This window comes from Ruegeria sp. BB10 (assembly GCF_056535725.1).
In genome coordinates this window covers 2427098-2446819 of record NZ_JBQFIW010000001.1, presented here as the reverse complement: position 1 = coordinate 2446819, position 19722 = coordinate 2427098, and the positions used below count along the sequence as shown (strand labels likewise).

The following is a 19722-nucleotide window of genomic DNA, read 5'->3' as shown; positions in this document are numbered from 1 at the left end:
TACGGTCCTTCGTGAATGAAAACGCCGGGTAGGAACCCGGCGTGGTATTAGTGTGATTTTCGACGAGTTGCTAGAACTTGTTGTCCGCAATGCGCAACTGACGGGCGCGGGACAGGATTGCATCTTCGACTGCGCGGGTCGTGGCTGCACTGACCGGAGCGCCACCGCTGGTCTGCAGCGAGACCGACAGAGACCGCGCCGCCAGGGCCGGGTCACTGATGTGAACTGTCGCGCGATACTGCCGCCCCCCACCCGGAGGTGTGCCGTACCCGGTCACGATTACCCCGGTAAAGGGATCAACTTCCTGAACCGGCAGGAAATTCAATACATCCAGCGACGCCGTCCAAAGATAGCGATTCACATTTGTGATCTGTTCAGCATTGGCCGTGTTGAACACATCCCAGATGGTCTCGCGATTCGGATCGTTGAGCTGGCGCTCATCGGTTTTACCCGCATCGAGATTCGTAGTGTACTCGGTTGGTGCGGCCCGATTCTGTCCGCAGGCGGACACGGCAGCAGTCATTATGATCAAACCGAAAATCGTCTGCAGGCGCATTATCGACTGGTCCTGTTCACTTTGGTCAACGTTGTCAATTGTTACTCCTAGACAAGGACCCGTTCAGCAACAACCCTATTATTGTCACATATCAGTGGTCGTAGGGCTTACCGATGCCCAAAAACAGACTGTGGCATCCTTGCACCAATTTTCCCTCAATGCAGCCGAGTCATTTATGCCAAGCTTGCGTGTTGGGGGCAAAAAGAGCGAAACGGTTCCCGTGCTGAGACATGTGCTGAGGCATGTGTCGAGTAGAAAAACTTTTGAAACCGAGGGAAACAAGATGAAAAAAGTTCTCTTCGCATCGACAGCTCTTATTGCGACCGCAGGTGTCGCAGCGGCTGATTCCGGTGTAAACTTGAGCGGTTATGGCCGTTTCGGTATTGGCTACGTTGAAGATCGCGCCAATGCGACCGGCTTAACTGCTGCCACTCTGACCACCGTGAACGGCGGCACCACAGCTGGTTTTGTTCCGACGTTTGCTGATTCCGACGACGCGATCCTGGTATCGCGCTTCCGTCTGAGCATCGACGGTTTCACTGAAACCGACGGTGGCGTTCGCTTTGAAGGCCGTGTTCGTCTGCAAGCCGACGAAAACTCGTCGACCGGCGAAGCCAACTCCGCTGGCCTGAACGGCGCGCGCTTCTCGGTTATCTACGGTGGTCTGCGTGTTGACGCCGGCAACGTTGCCGGTTCGTTCGACAACCTGGCAAACTACTACGGTAACGAAGTTGGTCTGGAACTGTTCGCAGGTCAGTATTCGGGTGTTGACTACAGCTTCCTGTCGTACACCTCGACCGGTTCGGGTGCGAACGCAGTGTTCTTCCAGTACGCAGTTGGCGACTTCGCTTTCGGCGCATCGTATGACCAGCGCACCATCTTCCTGAACGACGGCCTGGGCGGCACCATCGACGCCGACCGTTGGGACGTGAGCGCGACCTACACCTTCAACAACATCACCGCAGCTATTGCTTATGGTCAAACTGACGCTGGTGTTTCGGGTGTTTCGGATCCAGAACTGCTGGTTTTCACCCTGGGTGCTGAATTCGGCGACTTCTCGGGTACCCTGTTCGTGGCTGACGAAGACAATACCGCTCCTGCTCTGATCGGTACTCGCTTCTATGAAACCGACGGCACCGCTTGGGGTGTGTCGGGTGCCTATAACCTGGGCGCAGCAACCACCCTGCTGTTCACCTACGGTGACGGTAGCGCGGACGCTGACCTTCAGCAGATTGCTATCGGCGCAAGCTATGACCTGGGCGGCGGCGCGTCGCTGGTCGGTGGTATCGGCCGCAACGATTGTTCGGTTTGCGAAGACTCCATCCAGGCTGACTTTGGTGCAATCTTCAACTTCTAAGTTGGGTTGAACCGCAAGGTTTAAGGGCAGGTCTTCGGACCTGCCCTTTTCTTTTTTGCCGACATGGTGTTTTCCTGCGCTGAAAGCAGATTGAGGAAGCTTATGTCGCTGCAAGATATCACTGCCCGTATTTCCAAAGCCGAAACTGCCGCCGGGCGGCCTGCCGGTTCTGTCAAATTGATCGCCGTATCAAAAGTGCAGCCGAACGAACGTGTGCAGGCTGTTTTGGAGCAGGGCCATCGGTGTTTTGGTGAAAATCGGGTTCAAGAGGCCGTAGGTAAATGGCCGGGTTTCATGGAGCAGTTCGCAGACATTGATCTGCACCTGATCGGTCCACTTCAAACCAACAAAGCCCGTCAGGCGATTGAGTTGGTGAACTCTATCCATTCCGTCGACCGGCCCAAGCTGGCCAAAACGCTGGCGCGGCTGGCACAAGAGGTCGGCACCTGCCCGGATCTGTTCATTCAGGTCAATACCGGGGAAGAGGATCAAAAGGCCGGTATCCTGCCTGCAGAGGCGGATGCGTTCATTGCAGAATGCCGTGGGCTGGACCTGCCGATCCAGGGGTTGATGTGTATCCCACCCGTCGATGAGGAACCCTCACTTCATTTCGCACTGCTGGCGAAAATAGCCGATCGCAACGGCCTGACTGGTCTATCGATGGGTATGAGCGGTGATTTCGAGCAAGCCATTGCGCTGGGGGCAACCCATGTGCGCGTGGGCTCGGCCATTTTTGGTGAACGGGTCAGGCCGCAGGAATAATCACACGCGTGCCAGGCGAAATCTGGCGCGCGATCCAATGCAGGTGGTCCCGGCGGAAGGCTACGCAACCCTCGGTCGGGTATCCCGGGCGGCGCCATTGGTGAACAAAGATCGCCGATCCGTGGCCCGGTATCGCATTGGGCCAGTTCCAATCAGTGATCAACACCAGATCATACAGCGGATCTGCGCGGCGCAGCTTTTCATGGCTAAAGTCATAGGGCGCGCTGACCAGATTATTGTACTGGTCGTCCCGCCCGTCATCCGACCAAAGATCGCGCGGACCGATGGGAATCGCCCAAGGGGCCGGTTTGGCCATGCGATCTGGCCGGTACAGCATCCCCACGATGTGATGTACACCCGTGGGCGTGGCGCCATCCCCTTCGCGTTTTGCGTGGCTCAAACCGCCTTTGCCAATCGTGCACGGAAACACACGCCCGGCAAATCGTACCCCGCGCGGTGTCAGGACAAGATCATGCGGCGTCACAGCAGATGCCCGGACTTGGCCGCCTTGGTTGCAAGATATCCGCGGTTATGGGCGGTTTCGCCAACCTTCAGCGGCACGCGCTCGGTCACGGCGATACCGGTCTTCTCCATCATCGCGATCTTTGCCGGGTTGTTGGTCAGCAACCGGACCGAGTTGAACCCCAGAGACTTGAGAATGTCCGAACCCAGCCTGAAATCCCGCTCATCATCCTCGAACCCTAACCGATGATTGGCTTCGACTGTGTCGAACCCCTGATCCTGCAGGAAATAGGCACGCATCTTGTTGGCAAGGCCAATACCGCGCCCTTCCTGGTTCAGATACAGAAGCACCCCAGCGCCTTCCGAGCCCATCTGCGCCAGCGCACCCCGCAATTGCGGACCGCAGTCGCATTTCAGACTGCCCATAAGGTCTCCGGTAAAACAGGCCGAATGCAAACGGGCCAAAACCGGCTTGTCCCGGTCCGGGCGCCCGATCTCGACGGCATAGTGTTCTTCGCCACCATCTTCGGGGCGGAATACGTGCAACCGGCCGGCCTCGGACACTTCCATCGGCAGGCGGGCGGCAACCACCGCATGCAACTCACTGCGATCGGCCAGATGTGGCGCAGCGCGGGTGTGGTCAATGCATGTCAGACCATGTGCCGCTGCAAAGCCGCGCCCATCCTCAATGGGCATCACAACGGCTGCGGGTAGCAATCGCGCCGACTTGGTGAGGGCGATTGCGATGCGGTGCAGGTTGGCGTTGCCCTGACGTTCGGTCATCAGGGGGCCCTTCATCGGAGCGTTCAGGTCGTCTGACGGATCGGCCACCGCCTGCACCCAGGTCATATCGGCATCGGCAGGGATGATAACGCGTGCCAGATCGCCGTCATAAGACCGGGCCTTCAGTGTCTCGGCTCGCCGCACAGTGACAGCAACCACCGGGTCGCCACCAAGCCCGCGCAGATCCGCGAGCCGTTGCGCGCTCAGGGTCTCAGCCGCGATGGCCAGCACGCTGAACCCGCTGTCGTCGGTCAATGCGACGGGAACCCCCATGCGCAGATCGGCGCGGGCACGCGCCAGCAATTCTGAAATATCCGGGATCAGACTCATTTATGTTACCCTGTAACGTTCAAGCCTTCCTGTAGCCTGATACGGCAGAAATGTGAAACATTTCCTCTACCTTGGACACGAGGGCGTGAGACAATTGCAGCAAACCTTGTTGATTGCATCTTCCGCGCGCAAGTGGTGGAAAAGGCTTAGGAGGACCGCACATGGCTCAGCTCAAGAAAATTCTGCTGGTGGATGATGACGAAGACCTGCGCGAGGCGCTTAGCGAGCAACTTGTGATGACCGAGGATTTCGACGTGTTCGAAGCCCATGACGGTCAGTCCGCGATGGAACGGGCGCGTGAAGCGATTTACGATCTGGTCATTCTGGACGTTGGTCTGCCGGATACCGATGGGCGCGAGCTGTGCCGCCTGATGCGCAAGCAAGGTGTAAAAAGCCCGATTCTGATGCTGACCGGCCATGACAGCGACGCAGATACCATCCTGGGCCTGGATGCAGGTGCCAACGACTATGTCTCGAAACCGTTCAAGTTTCCCGTGCTGCTGGCCCGTATCCGTGCCCAGCTGCGCCAGCATGAGCAATCCGAGGATGCGGTGTTTGTTCTGGGGCCGTACACGTTCAAGCCTGCGATGAAGATGCTGATCACCGAAGAAGATCGCAAAATCCGGCTGACCGAAAAAGAAACCAATATTCTCAAGTTCCTGTACCGTTCGACCGATGGCGTGGTTGCCCGCGACGTTCTGCTGCATGAGGTCTGGGGTTATAACGCCGGTGTCACCACCCACACGTTAGAGACGCATATCTACCGTCTGCGCCAGAAAATCGAGCCCGATCCGTCAAATGCGCGCCTTTTGGTCACAGAATCGGGTGGATATCGCTTGGTCTCTTAACTCGTTGTGGATTGACGTGGATCAAAGTGATACTCTGGATACGTAATTAGATTACTCCCAACCCGCGCATGTCCGGGTAATGACATGCACCTCCCTGTTGGACTGCCGGGCCTGATGGCCCGGCCTTTTTTTGAAACAAGTTGGGTCGAAGATACAAATCCGATGGCCAGATTTGCTTACTCAAACACAGTTTAGCTGGTGCCGTCGTTTTCCAGAACGGTACCGTAGGTTATGCCGCTGCGCAGGCTACGAAAATCAGCATAAATCTTGCCATCTTCAAATGTGGCATCGATCAACCCGTTGACCTGGCGGTCTTCTCCGACCCGGGTTTCAACCATGGCGATTGAACCAGTGCCATCGCGGCTGATTGTTCCGGTAACCTGACCTTCGTTCCACCGGTCCGAGCCGATCCGGCTCCATTTGCTGGTTCCCCAGAACGCATTGTCCTGCTGTTCTTTGATCTCAAGAACCCACTCAGATTGATTAAAACGCGGGGCTCCGTCGCTGTGTTCGTTGGGCAGGGCCGCAACGGTGTGGGTGCCGCTCCAGACGCCGCGCAAATCAGGTGTGTTTTCCGCAACTGCATGGGTTGCAAAGGCAAGGGTGCTGGCCAGCGCGGCGGCGCCAAGTGTCTTGAATCTGGTCATGGTTTCCTCCGTTTTCTAGTCACAAATGTTGGGAACCGCTGTTCTGATTTCCATGCTGGCGACGAAACATAAACAGGATTTAACCTGCGCTTTATGTTGCGAACGGTGTGGTGGATTGAGCCCGTTTGCCCTCAAAACCAAAAACTGGCTCAGGACAATTTTTTCTCGTGGCACCGGCGGAAACGCCACGCTAACCTGCGCCAATTGCGACAGAGGAATCCCCCATGCCCTTTACCCTTGCCACCTGGAACATCAACTCGGTCCGCCTGCGCGAGCCTATCGTGCTGAAATTGCTGCAGGAGGAAGCGCCGGATGTTCTGTGTCTGCAGGAGTGCAAGTCGCCGGTTGAAAAGATCCCGACCGAGGGGTTTGCCGAGCTGGGCTACACCCACATGATCGCACGTGGGCAAAAGGGGTATAACGGCGTCGCCATCCTGTCTCGGCTACCAATGGAAGAGGTCGGCGACAAGGATTTCGCGGGTCTCGGTCACGCGCGACACATTGCCGGACGGTTGGAAAACGGGGTCACAATCCACAATTTCTATGTCCCGGCTGGTGGCGACGTGCCGGATCGTGAAAAGAATGAGAAGTTCGGGCAAAAGCTCGACTACCTCAGCGACATGCGCGATTGGTTCCATACGGAAAAGCCGGAAAAATCCATTCTGGTGGGGGATCTGAACATCGCCCCGCGCGAGGATGACGTCTGGTCGCACAAACAACTGCTCAAGGTTGTTTCGCACACACCGATCGAGGTCGAAGCGCTGGCTGAAACCCAGGATGCAGGCGGTTGGGTTGATATCACCCGCCAGGATATTCCCGAGGGGCAATTGTACAGTTGGTGGTCCTATCGCGCGCGCGATTGGGACGCCGCTGACAAGGGGCGGCGGCTGGATCACGTCTGGGCCACGCCCGATATCTCGAACGCGGGCCACTCCAGCCGCGTCCTGCGCGACGCGCGCGGATGGGAAAAACCCAGCGACCACGCACCCGTTTTTGCCAGTTTTGACCTGTAATTACGCAACTCTGCCCTTGGTTTCCGCTGCCAGCGGTTGCATATAGGGCGCAAGTTCGAACCGGAGAGTGAAAACCATGGATCTTCTGAACGCCGCAGCCAGCCCCGAGGCCACCGATCTGATCAAGGACGGGTCCGAGGCGACCTTTATGGTCGACGTGGTCGAGGCCTCTCAGGAAACGCCTGTCATCGTTGATTTCTGGGCGCCTTGGTGCGGGCCATGCAAGACGCTGGGGCCCGCCCTGGAAGAAGCTGTAACCGCTGCCAAGGGCGCGGTGAAGATGGTCAAGATCAACGTGGATGAGGCGCAGATGATCGCGTCGCAAATGCGCATTCAGTCGATCCCGACCGTTTATGCCTTTTTTAAAGGTCAGCCCATCGACGGGTTTCAGGGCGCTCAGCCGGGCTCGGAAATCAAGGCTTTTGTTGATCGTGTGATCGAAGCCGCGGGCGGCGAAAGCCCCGGTGGGCAGCTGGATGATGCAGTCGAAGCTGCCGAAGATATGCTGGCCGATGGCGCCGCTGTTGATGCGGCCCAAACCTTTGCTGCGATTTTGGGCGAAGATCCGAACCATGCCGGGGCTTACGGCGGGCTGGTTCGCGCACACATCGCGTCAGGCGATTTGGAACAGGCCGAAGCCATTCTGAACGGCGCACCTGCCGAGATTTCTACCTCGGCCGAGGTGGAGGCGGCGCATGCGCAGCTGGAACTGGCCAAGCAGGCCGCTGATGCCGGTCCGGTGGCCGAACTGACCGCTGCGGTCGAGGCTGATCCCGACAACCTTCAGGCCCGGTTCGATCTGGCGCAGGCACTGCACGCCAATGGCAATGTGGAGGAGGCCGTGGCGCAGTTGCTGGACCTGTTCCGCCGTGATCGCGAATGGAATGACGGTGCCGCCAAGGCGCAGCTGTTCACCATCTTCGACGCGCTAAAACCCAATGATCCGATCGTTCTGAACGGGCGGCGCAAGCTCAGCTCGATGATATTTGCCTAATTCGGGATCAGAGCTACACTCGGATACATGATGCATCCCGCTGATCTGCCGGAAACGGTATCCGTTTTTCCATTGCCGGGGGCGCTGTTGTTGCCCCGCTCGCGCCTGCCGCTGCATATTTTCGAGCCGCGCTATCTGCAGATGCTGGACGACGCACTGAAAACGCAGGAGCGGCTGATCGGCATGGTGCAGCCGAACCCATGTCACAGCAACGAAGATAAGCTGCACCAGATCGGCTGTGCTGGGCGTGTGACGCAATTTTCGGAAACCGAAGATGGCCGTTACCTGATTACCCTGACCGGGATTTCACGGTTCCGCGTCCAATCCGAGTTGGACGCCTTTACACCTTACCGGCGCTGTGCCGTGTCGTGGGGTGGGTTTGATCGGGATTTGGGCCGGGCCGAGATGGACGATAGTTTCGACCGCAGCGCATTTTTGGGCTTGTTGGAACGGTTTTTCGCCTCGCGCCAGCTTTCGACCGATTGGGATACGTTGAAAGACGCAGATGATGAGTTGCTGGTGAATTCACTGTCGATGCTGCTGGATTTCGATCCCGAGGAAAAACAAGCGCTGCTTGAGGCCCCCTGTCTGCGCACCCGGCGCGAGACACTAACGACACTGATAGAATTCGCCATGCGCGGCGGCACGAATGAGGAAAAACTGCAATGACCGAACCCCAACACCCTTTCGACCGGCATATGCTTGAGGCTCTGATTTGTCCGCAGACACACACGACTTTGCACTACGATGCCGACAAGCAGGAACTGGTGTCCAAGGCGGCCAATCTGGCCTTTCCGATCCGAAATGGGATTCCGGTGATGTTGGTCGATGAGGCGCGAGAACTAGACTAAATCGCGCGACCCTGCAGCAGTTTTGGCAGGTCTCCGGTCAGCCCGGCGGCCTCACGCACGAAGCCACGGCGCAGGCCGGGCAGCGATCCCACAATTCCCATTCCAATGTCGCGCCCGATCCGCAGCAGTGGGTTGTCGTTGGAAAACAGCTTGTTGAACACGTCTGTCGCCATAGCCAGCGCCGCCGTGTCGAACCGCCGCCATTCCTGATAGCGTTCCAGCACCAGGACAGATCCGATATCCTCGCCGCGCCGTCCGGCCAGTGTTAGCACCTCGGCCAGAGCCCCGACATCACGCAGACCCGCGTTCAGGCCTTGCCCCGCGATGGGGTGCATGCCGTGGGCGGCGTCTCCGACCAGGGCCATTCGGTCGCCAATGAAGGAATTGGCGATGGTCAGGTTCAGCGGATAGGTGAACCGGTCGCCCTGCAGGCGGATATCGCCCAGAAAATCTCCGAACCGGGGGCGCAGGACCTGCAGGTACTCGTCTTCGGGCAGGGTGTTGATGTGCTGGGCCGTCTCGGTCCGTTCGCTCCAGACGATCGAACTGCGATTGCCGGTCAGGGGCAGAATGGCTAGCGGGCCGGGTGGCATGAAGAACTGGTGGGCAACGCCGTGGTGGGGCAGGTCATGTTCGATGGCGCAGACCAGTGCGGTCTGGCCGTAATCCCAGCCAGTACGCTTGATGCCCGCCCGCGTGGCGGTCCCGCTGCGGCGACCGTCGCAACCGACCAGCATTGAACCGGTCAGTGTGGTGCCATCGTCCAAGGTCAGCGTCACGCCGGTCGCATCGCAATCCTGCGCGACAACGGTTCTGCCGCTGATTTCTGCGATGCCTTTTTCCTCGGCCATGGCGTTCATAAAGGCGCGACGCAGGTGACGGTCTTCGACCATATAGCCCATCGGACCTTCTTCGATCTCGGCATGGTCGAAATGCATGAAGAACGGGGATGGCCCAACGCCTGCATGCCCATCGGTGACCTTGATTTCCAACATCGGCTGGGCGTGTTCGGCCACGCGATCCCAGACCCCGATCGCATCCAACAACCTTTGCGAGGCTAGCGCCAGCGCATAGGCACGCCCATCAAAGGCTGCGTTCTTGCGCACTTTTTCCGCCAGCGCGTCAATCACGGTGACCGAATGGCCGGTCTGCGCCAGTGCCAAAGCCAATGCCGGGCCGTTCAGGCCGCCGCCCACGATCAGGATATCCGAGGTTTGTTCCATGCCCCGCAATATGCGCGCCCATTCGGGATTGTCCATGTGCGGTCCTGTCGCTACCGTCCGTCAAAGCGCAATTTTTTCAAGGGGGCGGTGATGCAGGATTGGCTGACCATGACGGCGTGTGATCTGGGTCGGGGCATCGGTATGGGGCGGATTGACCCGGTGGAATTGACCGAAACATACCTGTCGGCCATCGACGAACATCCCCACAGTGACCGAATCTATGCCCGTGTCACCCATGATCGCGCCAGGTCTGAGGCGGCAGCGGCTCAAGCCCGCGCCAAGCAGGGGCAGCGTCTGTCGCTTTTGGATGGGGTGCCGATCAGTTGGAAAGACCTGTTCGACACTGCCGGTATCGGAACCGAGTCCGGGTCGGCCTTGCTGAAAGGTCGGGTGCCGGAAACTGACGCGGTCGTGGTGCGCAACGCCACCGCGTTGGGGGCGGTCTGTCTGGGCAAAACCCATATGAGCGAGCTGGCTTTTTCCGGCCTTGGCCTGAACCCAATTACTGGCACGCCGCCCTGCGTCGATGATGTAGAGGCGGTGCCGGGTGGATCCTCGTCTGGTGCCGGGGCATCGGTGGCCTGGGGATTGGCGGCTGGCGGGATCGGCTCGGACACCGGCGGATCGGTCCGCATCCCCGCGGCCTGGAACAACTTGGTGGGGCTTAAAACCACCGCCGGACGGATCAGCCTGGAAGGTGTAGTGCCCTTGTGCCTGCGATTCGACACCGCCGGTCCGCTGACCCGGTCGGTTGAGGATGCCGCGCATATGCTGGCGCTGTTGGAAGGAGGTACACCGGCGGACCTGCGGGGGTCCAGCCTGAAAGGTCGGCGCTTTGCTGATCTGCAGAACGTCGCCAAGGACGACCTACGCGATGCGCCCCGCAATGCTTTTGACGACGCTGTTGACCGGTTGCGCGATGCTGGCGCGGAAATCGTGCCATTGGAAGTGCCCGAACTGGATGAGGCGATGGGGCTTTCGGGCATTCTCTACACCACCGAAGCCTATGGCTTGTGGCGCGACGTGATCGAGGCGAACCCTGACGCCATGTATCCCGAAATTCTGGCTCGGTTCCGTGCAGGCAAGGATACCTCCGGCCCCGATTACGTCGCCGCATGGTCCAAACTGAAAGCCTGCCGGGCCGCTTGGGATGCGGCAACCTCTGGCTTTGACGCCGTTCTGGCCCCGACAGCCCCGATTCTGCCACCGAATCTGGAGCGGTTGATGACGGATCACGACTATTACGTCACCGAAAACCTGCTGGCGCTGCGCAATACGCGGATTGGCAACCTGATGGGGCTTGCAGCCCTGACCCTGCCCACCGGCACCCCCGGTTGTGGGCTGATGATGTTAGGTTATCCGGGCTCGGAAGAAGTGCTTTTGCGACTTGGATCAGCAGCCGAAGCAGCATTGGCCTGAATGCCACAATCCCCTGATTCGGCACCTCTTTGTCTGGACGAAGCGGGGTGCGGCCTGTAATCTGCTAAAAAAACGGGGCGAAAATGATCCCGATATTGAGGCAGCAGTTATGAATTTCCCCGAGCGGTTTTCGAACCTACCGGAATACGCATTTCCGCGTCTGCGCACCCTGCTGGACCACCACCAGCCGGGCGGAGATGTGATTCACATGACCATCGGCGCCCCGATGCATGACTTCCCGGCTTGGGTGACGGATGTGATCATGGAAAACGCTGCTGGGTTTCAGGGCTATCCGCCAAACGAAGGCTCGCCCGAGCTGCGCGGCGCGATCACCGACTGGATCAAGCGCCGCTATGGCGTGGCGATGGACCCCGAAACCAACGTGATGGCGCTGAACGGCACGCGCGAAGGGTTGTATAACGCCGCCATGGCGCTGTGCCCGGAACAGAAGAACGGCCAAAAACCGGTCGTCCTGTGCCCGAACCCGTTTTATCAGGTTTATATGGTCGCCTCGATCTCGGTTGCGGCCGAGCCGGTCTTTGTGCCCGCAACCGCCGCAACGGGTCATCTGCCCGATTACGCTGGATTGCCCGAGGACGTGCTGAACCGCACCGCTGTGGCCTATATCTGCTCACCCGCCAACCCGCAGGGGGCCGTTGCCTCGCGCGATTATTGGGCCGAACTGATCCAATTGGCCGAGAAATACGATTTCCGCATTTTCGCGGATGAGTGTTATTCCGAGATTTATCGCAATGATGCCCCCGCGGGAGCTCTGACCATAGCGCAGGAACTGGGGGCCGATCCCGAACGGGTCACCCTGTTCAACTCGCTGTCAAAACGGTCCAATCTGGCAGGGCTGCGGTCCGGCCTGATTGCGGGCGGGCCTGAGACGATCAAACGGGTCAAGCAGTTGCGCAGTTACGCGGGCGCGCCCTTACCAGCCCCCTTGCAGGCCGCAGCGGCACGGGTTTGGGCGGATGAGGCGCATGTGGCCGAGAACCGCGCGCTGTATCAGGAAAAATACGCGATTGCCGATGAGGTATTTGCCAATGTTCAGGGTTATATGCCGCCAGAGGCGGGGTTTTTCCTGTGGCTACCGGTCGAAAACGGCGAAGAAACCGCATTGAAGCTTTGGCAGCTGACCGGGGTACGGGTGCTGCCGGGCGCATATCTTTCTCAAGGCGATCCGGGGCAAAACCCGGGCGAACAATTTATCCGGGTCGCCATGGTGGCCCCAAAAACAGAGATGAAGCGCGGGCTGATCATGCTCCGCGACTGCATCTATTCGTGAGGTACGAGGGCAAAATGGCATCTTATAACGCGCGCAACCGCGATCCATTGCTGGACAGCACGACTCAGGCCGCGATTGAACGGCGCAGCAAAGAGCTGATCGGGATCGCCCTGATCCTGCTGGGCCTGGCCGCCGCCGCGATGATCTGGTCCTACACGCCGGATGATCCGAATTGGATGGTTTCAACGGACGCGCCGGTGCAAAACTGGATGGGGCGGATTGGTGCCTCAATCGCCGCACCGTTGTTCATGATCGTAGGTTGGGGCAGCTGGAGTATCGCGCTGGTGCTGATCGGTTGGGGCGTGCGCTTTGCTGGGCATTTCGGCGAGGAGCGCGCGGTTGGCCGCCTGATCTTTGCGCCGATCTGGATTGCCATAGTCTCGGTCTACGCCGCGACGCTGGTGCCGGGGGAGGCGTGGCGTGCGACCCACAGCTTTGGTCTGGGTGGTCTGTTCGGCGATACCGTAATGGGCGCGCTTCTGACGCTGCTGCCGATTTCCTCGCATTTCATGGTCAAGCTGATGTCACTGGCCATGGCTGCCGGGATGTTGGCGCTGGGTGTTTTTGTGCTGGGTTTCACCAAAGCGGATGTGCGCAAGGGCTTCCGCGCCTTCTTGCTGGGCTTGGTCATGTCCTATGACATGCTGATGAACCTGCTGGGCCGTGGGGCCACTGCCACCGCGCAGGCCGCTCGCGACCGTCGCACGCAGTGGGAGGAACGCAAGGCCGCCCGTACGGAAGCGGCGGAAGCCGTGTTTGACGATGATCTGGCCTATGCCGATCCGGTGTTCGAAGAGCCGGACTATGACGAACCCGAGCCCGCAAAGCCGGGCTTGTTGGCGCGGATGCCCAGCCTGATCCGCCGTCCCGAGCCGATGATCGAGCCCGAGCTGGTCGATCCTGAACCCGTTGCTGGGTTTGACGAAATGCCGGGTGAGGATCGTATCCGATCCAAGATCTCTGCCGCTGTGCGCAACCGCAAGGTCGCGATCGGCGAAATGACCCCCGAGCCTGATCCGAACCTGCCGCTGACCAAGGGGCGGGGCCGGGGGCCCGATCCGCTGATCCTGAACCCCAGAGGTGGCGACGAGCTACCGCCCGAACCGCCGATGACCTCGGCTGGACTGCCGCCAGAACCGATGCTGACAGCAGAATCCGCGCCAGAGTGGCAGCAAGAACCGCTGCATCAGGACTTTGCGCCCGAGCCGGATTTCGAAGACGAAGCCGTGTTCGAGGACGCGCCCGAACCCGCGCCACAGCAGCGATCTGCGATGAAAATCCCGGTGGCCGAGCCGCGCAAACCGGTGGTGGCACAGCCCGTGCGCCGGACCCCGCCGCCTTCGCGCCGGGCTCAAGCCGAGGCGCAGCCGACCCTGTCATTCGAGGAGCGGCATTCCGATTTTGAATTGCCGCCGCTGAGCCTGTTGTCCAACCCCGCCAGCATTCAGCGCCATCACCTTAGCGACGAGGCGTTGGAAGAAAACGCGCGGATGCTTGAAAACGTGCTGGATGACTATGGCGTCAAGGGTGAGATCACCAGCGTCCGCCCCGGCCCGGTTGTCACCATGTACGAACTGGAACCGGCGCCGGGCCTGAAAGCCAGCCGTGTGATCGGTCTGGCCGACGACATTGCCCGTTCGATGTCGGCGTTGTCGGCCCGGGTTTCGACTCTGCCGGGCCGCTCGGTGATCGGGATCGAACTGCCCAACGAAAACCGTGAGATGGTGGTTCTGCGCGAAATTCTGGCCAGCCGAGATTTTGGTGACGGTAACCATGCGCTGCCTCTGGCCTTGGGCAAGGATATCGGCGGTGAATCCGTGGTGGCGAACCTTGCGAAAATGCCTCACCTGCTGATCGCGGGGACCACGGGGTCCGGCAAATCGGTAGCGATCAACACCATGATCCTGTCGCTGTTGTACAAGTTGTCACCGGACGAATGCCGCCTGATCATGATCGATCCGAAGATGTTGGAACTGTCAGTTTATGACGGCATCCCGCATCTGCTGTCGCCCGTTGTAACCGACCCGAAAAAGGCGGTTGTGGCCCTGAAATGGGTCGTGGGCGAGATGGAGGACCGCTATCGCAAGATGTCCAAGATGGGCGTGCGTAATATCGCGGGCTACAACGGCCGTGTGAAGGACGCGTTGGCCAAGGGCGAGTTGTTCAGCCGCACGGTCCAGACCGGGTTCGATGACGAAACCGGCGAACCGATGTTCGAGACCGAAGAATTCGCCCCCGAGTCGATGCCCTATATCGTTGTCATAGTCGACGAGATGGCCGACCTGATGATGGTCGCGGGCAAAGAGATCGAAGCTTGCATTCAGCGTCTGGCGCAAATGGCGCGGGCCTCGGGTATTCACTTGATCATGGCTACGCAGCGTCCCTCGGTCGATGTGATCACCGGTACGATCAAGGCGAACTTCCCGACCCGGATTTCGTTCCAGGTGACCTCGAAAGTCGACAGCCGCACCATTCTGGGCGAAATGGGTGCTGAACAACTGCTGGGGCAGGGCGATATGCTGTATATGGCCGGTGGGGCCAAGATCACCCGCTGCCACGGGCCATTTGTCTCGGACGAAGAGGTCGAAGAAATCGTCAATCACCTGAAACAGTTCGGCCCGCCGGATTACATGAGCGGCGTTGTCGATGGACCGGCAGATGAGAAGGCTGACAATATCGATGCCGTTCTGGGTCTGAACACGGGTGGCAATACGAACGGCGAAGATGCCCTCTATGATCAGGCCGTGGCGATTGTGATCAAAGATCGCAAATGTTCGACCTCATACATCCAGCGGAAACTTGCCATTGGCTACAACAAGGCCGCGCGGTTGGTTGAGCAGATGGAGGACGAGGGCGTTGTTTCTTCTGCAAATCACGTCGGTAAGCGGGAAATCCTCGTCCCCGAGCAGTAGGATATTTAATAACAAGGGCAAAGCGCTTATCTGGGTTTTATGAAACAGATTGCTTTTGCCCTTGCTCTGACCCTGGCCGCACCTGCCGCCTGGGCGGCCGACAAACTGCCATTGTCGCAGATATCCAATTATCTGAACGGTCTAGATACCGTTGAGACGACATTCACTCAGGTCAATGATGACGGCTCGTTGAGTACCGGCAAGCTGTGGATGCAGCGGCCGGGCAAGATGCGGTTCGAATATGATCCGCCCAACAGTGCCGTTGTTCTGGCCAATACGGGCACGGTGCAAATCTTCGACCCCAAGTCGAACCAGCCGCCCGAGCAATACCCTCTGAATCGGACACCGCTGTCACTGGTGCTGGCGCGTAACGTGAACTTGGGGCAGGCAAATATGGTTGTGGCTCATGACTTCGACGGCACCGCCACAGTTGTCACCGCCCAAGACCCGAAAAACCCCGATAGCGGACGGATCGAGCTGATGTTCACCGACAACCCGGTTGAGCTGCGCAAATGGGTGATCCATGACAATGCGGGCACGAAAACAACCGTGCTGTTGGGTCAACTGGATACAGACAGCAACCTGAGCCGAGATCTGTTTACCAAAGCGAAAAGAAGCGGGTCAGGCAATCGCTGACCCGCGTTCTGGTCAATAGCGGCAACCGGACAGTTGCGCTTGGTAAAGTTTGGCGCGCGCATCCACATCATTGGCGACATTCAGCAACCAGGTCTTGCTATAGTGGCTGCCCCTGGCATAGCCAGTGTGGCCTTCGTGATAGGCTAGATACTGGTTGCGGGTGTCGCTGGGGTGAATGCCGTTCCGCTGATAACTTTTGTTCATATACCAGCCGATAAAGTCAGACGCATCGCGGATACGGTCACGCTTGGCCCGGCGCTTGCCGGTCTCGCGCTGGTATTCATCCCAGGTGCCATCCAACGCTTGACTGAAGCCATATGCGCTGCTCTGCCGGCCCATCGGAATCACACCCAGAACGTAATTATGCGGCGTGCGTGCGTCATGCTTATAGCGGCTTTCCTGATAGATCGTCGCCATTTGTACATGAACCGGGACGCCCCATTTGCGCTCGGTGCTCTTAAAGGCCTTCATATAATCGGGCCGTTCGCGCGCAATGCTGCACGCGTCATTCAATTTGCTGGGTGGTTGCTTGGACCCACCACCACAGGATGCCAAAAGCAGCACCCCGAAGAGTACGATAAGAATTCTGCTCATGTGCCTCGTGCCTTTTTTCTTTATTCTAGCGCAGATTGAGCGTTTAGGGAATCACAATCGCTACAGAATAATCGCGAGAATTATAGGTAATGCGCCCACGGACAACGCTGTTGAGACCATGACCATCCCGGCAACCGCGTCGGAATCGGCATCGAACCGCTCGGCCAGCAGGTATGAGGTTACTGCCACCGGAGTACACATCTGCAGCACCAGAACGCCAAAGGCCACGGCTTCGAGTTTGAAGATCAGCGCAACAGACCAGCCCAGGGCGAAACAGACAGCCAGTTTAAGAAATGACAGCCAGACCGCCTGACTCAGCCGGTGCGTTGTCAGCCGCGCAACCGCCACGCCCAGCGTTATCAGCATCAGGGGCACTGCCATCTGGCCCAACAATTCCAATGTGTTAGTCAGAAACAGGGGCGTCTGCCATCCGCGCCACAAAAACACCGCCCCCAATAGGGTGGCCCAGACCATCGGTTCGCGCACGACTTTGCCGAACGCGCCTTTTCCGGCCACAAGGTAGATGCCGTAAGTAAACGAAAACAACGCTGTTACTGACAGGAAAATGACCGCATAGCCCAACCCTGCCTGGCCAAAGGCGAAAATGCACAAAGGAAGACCCAAATTTCCGGTATTTCCGAATATCAGCGGCGAAAGATAGGTGCGCTGTTCAAGTTTCAGCCCCCGGACGATCAGCCAGAAGACCGCTGCCATCACCAGATTGGCAACGATTGTCGCAACGGTAAAACGGGAAAGATCGCCGCCCGGAATGTCGGTTTGCATCAGCGCCACAAAGATCAGGCTGGGCACAGCAAGGGTCATGGCAAAGCGTGTGACGAATTGCAGGCGATACTCGAATCCCAGCTTGACCCAAGCAAAACCGATGCCCGCCAGAATAAACACCGGGGCCACGATTTCGAATACTGTCAGCAAGAGGTTCACAGACTGTTTCCCTTATTTACGGATCAATGATTGGCATTTCGGCCCGGAAAGAGGTAGTAAGTTCAATGGGGGCATAAACTATGCTGAAGACACACGCCAAGTACGGCCTGGGACAGATCGTCCGTCATAAAAAACATCCCTTCCGAGGGGTGATTTTTGACGTGGACCCCGAGTTTGCGAACACGGAAGAATGGTATCAGGCCATCCCCGAAGACAGCCGCCCGGTCAAAGATCAGCCGTTTTACCACTTGTTGGCGGAAAACGACCAATCCTTCTATGTGGCTTATGTTTCTGAACAAAATCTGATCGCTGACCAGTCGGGCGAACCGGTCGAACACCCCGATATCCCCGATATGTTCGGCCCGTTCGAAAACGGCGCCTATCCGCTCCATTTCCATCTGAACTGAAGGTGCTTGGCCGGGCGTCGGCCCGTCAGTATCCAAGGGCGCACCCGTCTTTTCGCGGATCGCTTGCGCCTTGCAAAACGCCATCCTCACAGATTCGAATAGCTTGTGCGCCACCCAATGGCGTTTCTGGAATCTCTACAGTGTGTCCTAAATCACGCAATTGTTGGGCGGTGCTGGGCGAAATTCCGCGTTCCAGCTTTAATACGCCATTGTCGGCAAAGGCGCGCGGTGCCTCGATGCTGGCCTGAAGGCCCAACCCGTGGTCCGTCAAATTTGACACAAACCGGGCGTGGCCGGTGGGTTGATAGGCGCCACCCATCACGCCGAACGGCATCAGCACACGACCATTTTGCGTCAACAGCCCCGGAATGATTGTGTGCATGGGGCGTTTGCCGCCGCCCAGTTCATTCGGATGACCCGATTGCAGGGTAAAGCCTGCGCCTCGGTTTTGTAGCAGAATGCCGTATTTTTCGGATGCGATCCCCGAACCGAAACTGTGAAAGATGGAATAGATCAGCGAAACCGCCATTCTGTCCCGATCCACAACGGTGATATAGACGGTGTCCTTGTGAATAGCCTCGGTCAGCGGGGCGGCGGCGGGCATGGCGCGTTTCGGGTCGATTAGCGCGGCCAGCCTGTCGGCCACATCCTGATCCGTGAACCGATCCGCATGTGTTGTATGATCGGGATCGGCGATAAAGCGGTTGCGCGCGTCATAGGCGAGTTTCGAAGCCTCCGCCTCAATATGCAGACGCTGCGCCCCGAACAGGTCCATGCAGGCTAGGTCGAAGTTCTTGAGGATATTCAGCAAAAGAATGGCCGTGGCGCCCTGGCCATTTGGTGGATGTTCAACCAACTCCAACCCATTGTAGTCACCGCTGACAGGCTGTGTTTCAGTGCATGCGGTGGCCAGAAAATCCTCAATCGTGTGAACGCCGCCCAGTTGGGTGAGTGCAGCGACCATGTCCTCGGCAATGTCACCAGAGTAAAACGCATCCCGCCCGGTACGAGCAATCTGGCGCAAGACTTCGGCTTGCCCGCGAGAGCGAAACACCTGCCCAGTCTTAGGAGCACTGTCATTGATCAGGTATTGCGTCCGCGCGGCCCCCTGTAGAGTGGCTGCCCCCGCTTCCCAATCAAACGCCACCCTTGGGGCAACCGGCACCCCAGCTTCGGCATAGTGAATGGCGGGTTGCAAAATGGCCTCAAGCCCCAGTTTGCCTTCGGTTTGCGCCAGATGACAGAACGCATCGACGGCGCCGGGAATGGTTACAGCGTCTGCTGTGTTCAAAGGCACTTTTGTCAGCCCCTGCGACCGCAGTTTTTCTGCGTTAGCTGCTCCAGGCGCGCGGCCCGAACCATTCAGGGCGCGTATCTGATCCTCACCTGCCCGGTTGTACAGCACGAAACAATCGCCGCCCAACCCGGTCATCTGAGGTTCACAAATACCCAACAGCACCGCCCCGGCGATGGCGGCATCCATTGCGTTGCCACCCTGGGTAAGAATGTCCACAGCGACCTTTGCGGCCAAGGGATGCGACGTGGCGCACATCCCTTCGGTCGCCAGAACTTCGGATCGACCCGGTGAGTGAAAATCCCGCATGACATTATTCCCCGATTGAACGCGCCGAAGGTATCGCGCAGTCCGGGGTTGTCCAGTCAAATCAAAGGGAAGTTCCTCGGCGCCGTTCACTG

General features: G+C 58.7%; 20 protein-coding genes. 12 read left to right on the top strand and 8 right to left on the bottom strand.

What is annotated here, in order from left to right; genetic code table 11:
- Positions 1 to 70: 70 nt before the first annotated feature.
- A complete protein-coding gene (locus tag ACR3EP_RS12655) occupies positions 71 to 556 on the bottom strand; it encodes a DUF3576 domain-containing protein (protein ID WP_170351055.1) in 486 nt (161 codons plus the stop codon).
- A 283-nt stretch (positions 557 to 839) separates the two neighbouring features.
- On the opposite strand from ACR3EP_RS12655, the gene ACR3EP_RS12650 reads away from it, so the two are divergent.
- Positions 840 to 1913 (top strand): porin, encoded by a 1074-nt coding sequence (locus tag ACR3EP_RS12650; protein WP_480638112.1) that lies wholly within the window; start codon positions 840 to 842, stop codon positions 1911 to 1913.
- Positions 1914 to 2015: 102 nt separating this feature from the next.
- Positions 2016 to 2675, top strand: coding sequence for a YggS family pyridoxal phosphate-dependent enzyme (locus ACR3EP_RS12645; RefSeq protein WP_480638110.1), 660 nt, complete (start codon positions 2016 to 2018; stop codon positions 2673 to 2675).
- Here the strand turns inward: ACR3EP_RS12645 and ACR3EP_RS12640 are convergent.
- Together ACR3EP_RS12640 and ribA are read right to left on the bottom strand one after the other, a co-directional pair.
- On the bottom strand, positions 2659 to 3159 hold the full coding sequence (locus tag ACR3EP_RS12640; protein ID WP_170398239.1) for a L,D-transpeptidase family protein: 501 nt from the start codon (positions 3157 to 3159) through the stop codon (positions 2659 to 2661). The two genes, ACR3EP_RS12645 and ACR3EP_RS12640, sit on opposite strands and share 17 nt — an antisense overlap.
- On the bottom strand, positions 3156 to 4250 hold the full coding sequence (ribA, locus tag ACR3EP_RS12635) for a GTP cyclohydrolase II (protein WP_170351052.1): 1095 nt from the start codon (positions 4248 to 4250) through the stop codon (positions 3156 to 3158). The genes ACR3EP_RS12640 and ribA overlap by 4 nt, the downstream gene beginning before the upstream one ends.
- Before the next feature lie 161 nt (positions 4251 to 4411).
- Between ribA and ACR3EP_RS12630 the strand changes: the two genes are divergently transcribed.
- Positions 4412 to 5098 (top strand): response regulator transcription factor, encoded by a 687-nt coding sequence (locus ACR3EP_RS12630; RefSeq protein ID WP_058283107.1) that lies wholly within the window; start codon positions 4412 to 4414, stop codon positions 5096 to 5098.
- 191 nt (positions 5099 to 5289) lie between these two features.
- Here ACR3EP_RS12630 and ACR3EP_RS12625 read toward each other — a convergent pair whose 3' ends face one another.
- A complete protein-coding gene (locus tag ACR3EP_RS12625; RefSeq protein WP_170351051.1) occupies positions 5290 to 5745 on the bottom strand; it encodes a hypothetical protein in 456 nt (151 codons plus the stop codon).
- Positions 5746 to 5969: 224 nt separating this feature from the next.
- Between ACR3EP_RS12625 and ACR3EP_RS12620 the strand changes: the two genes are divergently transcribed.
- The 4 genes from ACR3EP_RS12620 (at position 5970) to ACR3EP_RS12605 (ending at position 8603) form a co-directional block, all read left to right on the top strand.
- Positions 5970 to 6758: an exodeoxyribonuclease III gene (locus tag ACR3EP_RS12620; protein WP_170378290.1), complete on the top strand. Its 789-nt coding sequence runs from the start codon at positions 5970 to 5972 to the stop codon at positions 6756 to 6758.
- 76 nt (positions 6759 to 6834) lie between these two features.
- Positions 6835 to 7752 carry a thioredoxin gene (trxA, locus tag ACR3EP_RS12615; RefSeq protein ID WP_170378292.1) on the top strand — a complete coding sequence of 306 codons (918 nt, stop codon included), beginning with the start codon at positions 6835 to 6837 and terminating at the stop codon, positions 7750 to 7752.
- Positions 7753 to 7779: 27 nt separating this feature from the next.
- Entirely contained in the window at positions 7780 to 8421 is a 642-nt protein-coding gene (locus tag ACR3EP_RS12610) for an LON peptidase substrate-binding domain-containing protein (RefSeq protein WP_170362347.1), read from the top strand.
- Complete coding sequence (locus ACR3EP_RS12605; protein WP_170351047.1) at positions 8418 to 8603, top strand: Trm112 family protein; 186 nt, start codon at positions 8418 to 8420, stop codon at positions 8601 to 8603. The genes ACR3EP_RS12610 and ACR3EP_RS12605 overlap by 4 nt, the downstream gene beginning before the upstream one ends.
- Here the strand turns inward: ACR3EP_RS12605 and ACR3EP_RS12600 are convergent.
- Entirely contained in the window at positions 8600 to 9862 is a 1263-nt protein-coding gene (locus tag ACR3EP_RS12600) for an FAD-dependent monooxygenase (RefSeq protein ID WP_425081809.1), read from the bottom strand. The genes ACR3EP_RS12605 and ACR3EP_RS12600 overlap by 4 nt on opposite strands.
- A gap of 54 nt (positions 9863 to 9916) precedes the next feature.
- On the opposite strand from ACR3EP_RS12600, the gene ACR3EP_RS12595 reads away from it, so the two are divergent.
- The 4 genes from ACR3EP_RS12595 to ACR3EP_RS12580 all read left to right on the top strand — a co-directional run bounded on the left by ACR3EP_RS12595 (position 9917) and on the right by ACR3EP_RS12580 (position 16084).
- The gene (locus tag ACR3EP_RS12595; RefSeq protein ID WP_480638107.1) at positions 9917 to 11245 is read left to right on the top strand and encodes an amidase; all 1329 of its coding nucleotides are present in this window, start codon (positions 9917 to 9919) and stop codon (positions 11243 to 11245) included.
- A 109-nt stretch (positions 11246 to 11354) separates the two neighbouring features.
- Positions 11355 to 12536, top strand: a complete 1182-nt coding sequence (locus ACR3EP_RS12590) for an aminotransferase class I/II-fold pyridoxal phosphate-dependent enzyme (RefSeq protein ID WP_480638105.1) — start codon at positions 11355 to 11357, stop codon at positions 12534 to 12536.
- Positions 12537 to 12550: 14 nt separating this feature from the next.
- Positions 12551 to 15448, top strand: coding sequence for a DNA translocase FtsK (locus ACR3EP_RS12585; RefSeq protein WP_170506721.1), 2898 nt, complete (start codon positions 12551 to 12553; stop codon positions 15446 to 15448).
- Positions 15449 to 15487: 39 nt separating this feature from the next.
- On the top strand, positions 15488 to 16084 hold the full coding sequence (locus tag ACR3EP_RS12580; protein ID WP_480638103.1) for a LolA family protein: 597 nt from the start codon (positions 15488 to 15490) through the stop codon (positions 16082 to 16084).
- Between the two features lie 12 nt (positions 16085 to 16096).
- On the opposite strand, the gene ACR3EP_RS12575 is transcribed toward ACR3EP_RS12580, so the two are convergent.
- The gene (locus tag ACR3EP_RS12575; protein WP_170351042.1) at positions 16097 to 16678 is read right to left on the bottom strand and encodes a transglycosylase SLT domain-containing protein; all 582 of its coding nucleotides are present in this window, start codon (positions 16676 to 16678) and stop codon (positions 16097 to 16099) included.
- 60 nt (positions 16679 to 16738) lie between these two features.
- A complete protein-coding gene (locus ACR3EP_RS12570; protein ID WP_170351041.1) occupies positions 16739 to 17620 on the bottom strand; it encodes an AEC family transporter in 882 nt (293 codons plus the stop codon).
- A gap of 80 nt (positions 17621 to 17700) precedes the next feature.
- Here ACR3EP_RS12570 and hspQ point away from each other — a divergent pair, with 80 nt between their 5' ends.
- Positions 17701 to 18027: a heat shock protein HspQ gene (hspQ, locus tag ACR3EP_RS12565; protein ID WP_170351040.1), complete on the top strand. Its 327-nt coding sequence runs from the start codon at positions 17701 to 17703 to the stop codon at positions 18025 to 18027.
- A gap of 25 nt (positions 18028 to 18052) precedes the next feature.
- On the opposite strand, the gene ACR3EP_RS12560 is transcribed toward hspQ, so the two are convergent.
- Positions 18053 to 19630, bottom strand: a complete 1578-nt coding sequence (locus ACR3EP_RS12560) for a gamma-glutamyltransferase family protein (protein WP_480638101.1) — start codon at positions 19628 to 19630, stop codon at positions 18053 to 18055.
- Between the last annotated feature and the right edge of the window lie 92 nt (positions 19631 to 19722).

Coding starts and splice junctions, on each gene's coding strand:
- ACR3EP_RS12655 (WP_170351055.1), bottom strand. CDS start 556: ATGCGCCTGCAGACGATTTTCGGTTTGATCATAATGACTGCTGCCGTG.
- ACR3EP_RS12650 (WP_480638112.1), top strand. CDS start 840: ATGAAAAAAGTTCTCTTCGCATCGACAGCTCTTATTGCGACCGCAGGT.
- ACR3EP_RS12645 (WP_480638110.1), top strand. CDS start 2,016: ATGTCGCTGCAAGATATCACTGCCCGTATTTCCAAAGCCGAAACTGCC.
- ribA (WP_170351052.1), bottom strand. CDS start 4,250: ATGAGTCTGATCCCGGATATTTCAGAATTGCTGGCGCGTGCCCGCGCC.
- ACR3EP_RS12630 (WP_058283107.1), top strand. CDS start 4,412: ATGGCTCAGCTCAAGAAAATTCTGCTGGTGGATGATGACGAAGACCTG.
- ACR3EP_RS12625 (WP_170351051.1), bottom strand. CDS start 5,745: ATGACCAGATTCAAGACACTTGGCGCCGCCGCGCTGGCCAGCACCCTT.
- ACR3EP_RS12620 (WP_170378290.1), top strand. CDS start 5,970: ATGCCCTTTACCCTTGCCACCTGGAACATCAACTCGGTCCGCCTGCGC.
- trxA (WP_170378292.1), top strand. CDS start 6,835: ATGGATCTTCTGAACGCCGCAGCCAGCCCCGAGGCCACCGATCTGATC.
- ACR3EP_RS12610 (WP_170362347.1), top strand. CDS start 7,780: ATGATGCATCCCGCTGATCTGCCGGAAACGGTATCCGTTTTTCCATTG.
- ACR3EP_RS12605 (WP_170351047.1), top strand. CDS start 8,418: ATGACCGAACCCCAACACCCTTTCGACCGGCATATGCTTGAGGCTCTG.
- ACR3EP_RS12600 (WP_425081809.1), bottom strand. CDS start 9,862: ATGGACAATCCCGAATGGGCGCGCATATTGCGGGGCATGGAACAAACC.
- ACR3EP_RS12595 (WP_480638107.1), top strand. CDS start 9,917: ATGCAGGATTGGCTGACCATGACGGCGTGTGATCTGGGTCGGGGCATC.
- ACR3EP_RS12590 (WP_480638105.1), top strand. CDS start 11,355: ATGAATTTCCCCGAGCGGTTTTCGAACCTACCGGAATACGCATTTCCG.
- ACR3EP_RS12585 (WP_170506721.1), top strand. CDS start 12,551: ATGGCATCTTATAACGCGCGCAACCGCGATCCATTGCTGGACAGCACG.
- ACR3EP_RS12580 (WP_480638103.1), top strand. CDS start 15,488: ATGAAACAGATTGCTTTTGCCCTTGCTCTGACCCTGGCCGCACCTGCC.
- ACR3EP_RS12575 (WP_170351042.1), bottom strand. CDS start 16,678: ATGAGCAGAATTCTTATCGTACTCTTCGGGGTGCTGCTTTTGGCATCC.
- hspQ (WP_170351040.1), top strand. CDS start 17,701: ATGCTGAAGACACACGCCAAGTACGGCCTGGGACAGATCGTCCGTCAT.
- ACR3EP_RS12560 (WP_480638101.1), bottom strand. CDS start 19,630: ATGCGGGATTTTCACTCACCGGGTCGATCCGAAGTTCTGGCGACCGAA.